The 4,742-nt window shown below is 47.2% G+C and carries 2 protein-coding genes and 1 pseudogene; 1 reads left to right on the top strand and 2 read right to left on the bottom strand.

Annotated elements, in window-relative coordinates; translation table 11 throughout:
* Together EJP87_RS13875 and recQ are read right to left on the bottom strand one after the other, a co-directional pair.
* A pseudogene (locus EJP87_RS13875) lies at window positions 1-432 on the bottom strand (hypothetical protein); the annotation flags it as partial.
* 527 nt (window positions 433-959) lie between these two features.
* Window positions 960-2,804 carry a DNA helicase RecQ gene (gene recQ / locus EJP87_RS13870; RefSeq protein WP_130472462.1) on the bottom strand — a complete coding sequence of 615 codons (1,845 nt, stop codon included), beginning with the start codon at window positions 2,802-2,804 and terminating at the stop codon, window positions 960-962.
* 843 nt (window positions 2,805-3,647) lie between these two features.
* On the opposite strand from recQ, the gene EJP87_RS13865 reads away from it, so the two are divergent.
* On the top strand, window positions 3,648-4,508 hold the full coding sequence (locus EJP87_RS13865; RefSeq protein ID WP_130472461.1) for a flagellin N-terminal helical domain-containing protein: 861 nt from the start codon (window positions 3,648-3,650) through the stop codon (window positions 4,506-4,508).
* Window positions 4,509-4,742 lie beyond the last annotated feature (234 nt).

Here is a 4,742-nt window from a genome sequence, read left to right as displayed (position 1 = left end):
TTGCAGGCCATCCAACTGGGTATTGACCAACGCTTGCAGTTGACCGGAACGCAGACCATCCAGTTGGCTGTCGGCCAGCGTCTGCAGTTGACTGGAGCGCAAACCATCTAGTTGCGTGTCAGAAAGCGAGGATAAGAGGCTGGAAAACAAGCCATTAAGTTGCGTATCTGCAAGAGAATAGAATAGCAGGGAAGTTAAACCATCCAGTTGCGTGTCAGACAGAGCAGATAATTGCGAAGAGGTTAAGCCATCCAGTTGCGTGTCTGCCAAGGTGACCAATTCAGTAGATGTCAAACCATCCAACTGTGTATTGACCAGAGAGGCAAGAACAAGTGATGACAACGCATCCAACTGCGAGTCAGCCAGACTGGCCATCTCAGTGGAGGTCAGACCTCCCATGGCAGATGTATCAGCCATATTACGAGTAGACATAATCAAACCCTATTGTTCGCAACGGAAATGATAGCCATTAACTTTATTGATTAATGTACGTATTTTCCTGCTTGAATGCTCTATTTCTCATGAGCCTTTTTGCTGTCTGATCCATGGCTGCCCATCGGATAAAAAAAGACAAAGTTCTGTCTTTAAGAGAGGTGGGGACAATGGATCATCACGCAGTTCACTGTTGGTCGAAGGAGAGTTCAGCTCAAGTTTCATGCCAACCAGAAAGGCATAGCCTGCAAACACATCATGAGCGCTCCTCTCTCGTTTCTTACGCGCAAGAGTTAATTTTACATGAACGCACCAAGTAAAATCTACTCAAATATTGGTAAAATGAGAAAAAAATGTATGGAAACGTAAGGAATATCCCCCATTGTTTTTACCGAATTGCCGTCCGCAAAGTTACTGGCAGGCATCAGGGATGCACCAAAAAATTTCATTATAATTTTGCTAGTTATCCCCTTCAAAGAGGCAATAATTGCCGCAATAATGTTTTTGCAAGCTGTTACTTGCAATAATTACACATCGATGCCATCTGGGGCAAACTGTTTCATAATGCGCAAAAGATCGGCTCCATATTCTTTTAATTTTCTACTACCGATACCATAAATTTTAGACAGATCTTGTTCAGTTATAGGGCGTTTATCGATCAACTCTTGTAATGTGGCATCATGGAAAATGCAGTAAGCGGGCACACCTTGTTGGCGCGCAATATCCTGGCGCAATTTTTTTAATGTTTGCCACAACTCCTTGCTGTGGTGATGCACAGAGAGTGTACCTCTTTTTGCCTGCACATCTTTTTTTACCGCTATCGGAGCTTTGGCATCCTGACGAAAACGGATGGCCTGTTCTCCACGTAAGACAGGACGACAACGTTCGGTCAGACGCAGACCACCATAGACCGGTTCAATGACCAACAAATCGGCAGCAATTAATTGCCGAAAAACAGAACGCCATTGTCGCGCATCCAAATCACTTCCAATACCAAAAGTACTGAGCTGCATATGCTCCAAAGCAATGATCCGCTCTGTTTTTTTACCAAGAAGCACATCAATTAAATGTTCGACACCAAATCTCTGACCGGTTCTGTACACGCAAGAAAGTGCTTTTTGCGCGGCTATGCTCCCATCCCAGGTTGAGACAGGAGCACGGCAGTTATCACAATTGCCGCAAGCATGGGAATAGGCTTCGTTAAAATGACGCAACAACATTTGACGCCGACAGTTTGTTGTTTCGCAATAGGCAAGCATGGTATCCAATTGTTGCCTGGCACTGCGTGCAAGATTTTCTGTAAGCTGCGAATTGATCAGCAACCGGCGCAATTTGATGACATCTTCATAACCATAGGTAAGAAATGCGTTGGCTGGTAACCCATCTCGACCTGCCCGGCCAATTTCTTGACAGTAACCCTCCAAACTTTTCGGAAGATCAAGGTGAGCGACAAAACGCACATCCGGTTTATCGATTCCCATGCCGAAGGCTATCGTTGCCACGATGATAACCCCCTCTTCCTGCAAAAACTGGGATTGATTGCGCTGGCGCGTCTCTTTATCTAAACCCGCATGATAAGGAAGAGCGCGCCGTCCATTCTGTACCAACCACTCTGCAATCTCTTCCACCCGTTTGCGGGAGAGGCAATAGACAATGCCTGCGTCATGCAGATGTTCTGCATCAAGGAAGCGTTTTAATTGCTGTTTAGGATCATTTTTCGCGACAACCGTATAGTGAATATTGGGGCGGTCAAAGCTGGCAATAAAGAGTTTCGCCTGCTGCAGTTTGAGATATTTGATGATGTCATCGCGAGTCAAAGCAGTAGCGGTAGCAGTAACCGCCAAACGAGGGACGGTGGGAAATCGTTCGCTGAGCACTGACAAACCAAGATATTCCGGACGGAAATCATGTCCCCACTGCGAAACGCAGTGTGCTTCATCGATGGCAAATAGCACAATTGGAATCTGTGATAAAAAGGTGAGAGAGTGTTCCATTAACAGACGTTCTGGCGCCAGATAGAGGAGATCGATGGCGCCTTGCCGTGCTAATTGCATCACTTTTGCTGACTCTTGACTGCTTTGCGTAGAGTTGAGAAAAGCAGCGCGAATGCCATTTTGCCACAATGCCGCTACCTGGTCCTGCATCAAAGCAATCAGCGGTGAGATGACTACCACCATACCGGGTAACAGCAAAGCGGGAATTTGATAGCACAATGATTTTCCGGCACCTGTCGGCATGAGGGCAATTGCATCCTGTCCGGCCAACAAATGGTCGATGACCTCCCTTTGAAACCCTCGAAATGCTTCAAATCCAAAGTATTGGCGCAACACAGCCAACACCGGATCGACTGAATGATGGGATGAATCGTGCACAGACTATCCTGCTATTGAAAATATGGTTGCTGCAGTAGTACATCAGGTTATGGACCAGGTCCAGGTTTCCCTATTGTTGCTGTCAGAAGAGTACGCCACCAAGCTGTGCGTCAAGCTACTGAACGGCACTATCGGTTTGTTTGCGCCTCCCCTATCAACGGGATAGCCATGATTGCGCATGCACCAATCTCTTGTTGTACTCCTCTCTGACTGGAAAGCTCTCACTTATCCCTCGCATGCCGTAGGAGCATACTGGTAACGAATGGCGCACACACTCCGTGTTTGCATAGCCTTGTCATACAAACAGCAGATGGCATCTTACCCACTTTTGCGTACCCCAGTGAAAAAAGTGAGCTGCAGCGCAAAAAAGACTCAAGAGCGCATTCTAACATCCGATAAATAGAGTGGTGGGATGTATGTTCGGCTTTCATGGATGAAAAAATTGACCTGTTTTGGAAAAAAATGCTCAAGTCGGTGTAAGCTGTACCGATAAAGTGATTGGGGTGTTTTTTACCTGTTGGTTATGAGATAAACAGAAAAAATGCAGCAGGCAGTAAAAAAACAGTCAAGTCAGACTCAGAATGACCGATAAAGCGATTAAGAGGTTTTTTTACTAACCGATAGAAACGGTGGTAAGTGCGGTAATGACCGATAGTAGCGTTACCAAAAGCAGATTGATACCGCTTACCGTTGAGTGAGGTTCGTTTACACTCGAAAATTTTTTGGTCGGCCCTCGGAATAATCACAATCCTGGTGGGCCTGCCAGTGCACCACCTACCAGGGCTTGCCACACAAGGCATATAGAGAATTTTGCTCCACATTACCAGTTAAAGGGGTCTTAGCATGTCTTTGAACATTAATACCAATATGGTCTCCCTCCTCGCAGTGCAGGGAATGGATAATAACAGCAAATCGCTGTCGCGGACTTTCCAACGCCTGATCAGCGGTTCACGTATCAATACTGCTGGCGATGATCCTTCTGGTATGGCCGTCTCTTCTCGGTTGGCAGCACGTATTCGTGGTTCGAATATGGCTGTACGTAATGCTCAAGATGCTGTTTCTGTCGCACAAGTCGCAGATGCCGCCATGGAAGAGACCAGCAATGCTCTGCAAAAAATTCGCGACATCATGGTGACTGCTGCTGGTCCAGGACTCTCCTCTTCGGATCGCGCGGGTCTGCAAACCGAAGTCAATGGCCTGATCCAAGAAATTCAGCGCATCGCCACCGGAACCAAGTTTAATGGTAAAGCACTCTTGACTGGTTCCTATTCGGGACAAAAAGTGCAAGTGGGCGCCAATGGGGGTGACTATATCACCATGAGCATTGGCAATATGTCCGCCAGCGCACTCGGCGTAAAAAGTCTCAACGGTACCGATCTGAAAGCGATTGGCGCAACCGTTTTGACCGTCAACTCTGCAGTTGCAGCCGCAAGTTTCAATATCGATAAGATCGATACTGCTTTGAGCTCTGTTTCTGATATTCGCGCCCGTCTGGGAGCGGTACAAAATCGTCTGAATACCATCGTTACGGGATTGCAATCTCTCGTCGCTGCCACAACTGAATCCCGCTCCCGCATCGTCGATACCGATATTGCCAGCGAAGTGGCTGCCATGACCAGCATGCAAATCAAACAACAGGTGGGAGCAGCCATTTTGGCTCAAGCCAATCAAGGGCCGACCGCAATCCTGACTCTGCTGAAATAGTTCTTGTATCGGTACGGCACTGGACCCGAAGGAGAGAGAAACTCTTCTTCGGGTTGGTTGTCTGATTTGGTGCATGGTAATGCGAGTATTGCTCTCTGTAATCCAGCAGCGTGCTGCTCATATGTTTGCTCGGCACAGGGCAATCGCATTTGAAAACCAGAAAACTATTATGGAGGTCCAGGAGGAGATTATCTCCTCCTGGTGGGTGCAGGGCAAAGCCCTGCTGAAAATGTG

This window comes from Candidatus Magnetaquicoccus inordinatus (genome assembly GCF_004217665.1).
Lineage (GTDB): Bacteria > Pseudomonadota > Magnetococcia > Magnetococcales > Magnetaquicoccaceae > Magnetaquicoccus > Magnetaquicoccus inordinatus.
Note: the sequence above shows the minus strand (reverse complement) of the source record. Positions and strands in the feature narration are given on the sequence as shown.

What these genes read in the sequence shown, in the direction of transcription:
- EJP87_RS13865 (WP_130472461.1), top strand. Translation starts at nt 3,648, where the DNA reads ATGTCTTTGAACATTAATACCAATATGGTCTCCCTCCTCGCAGTGCAG.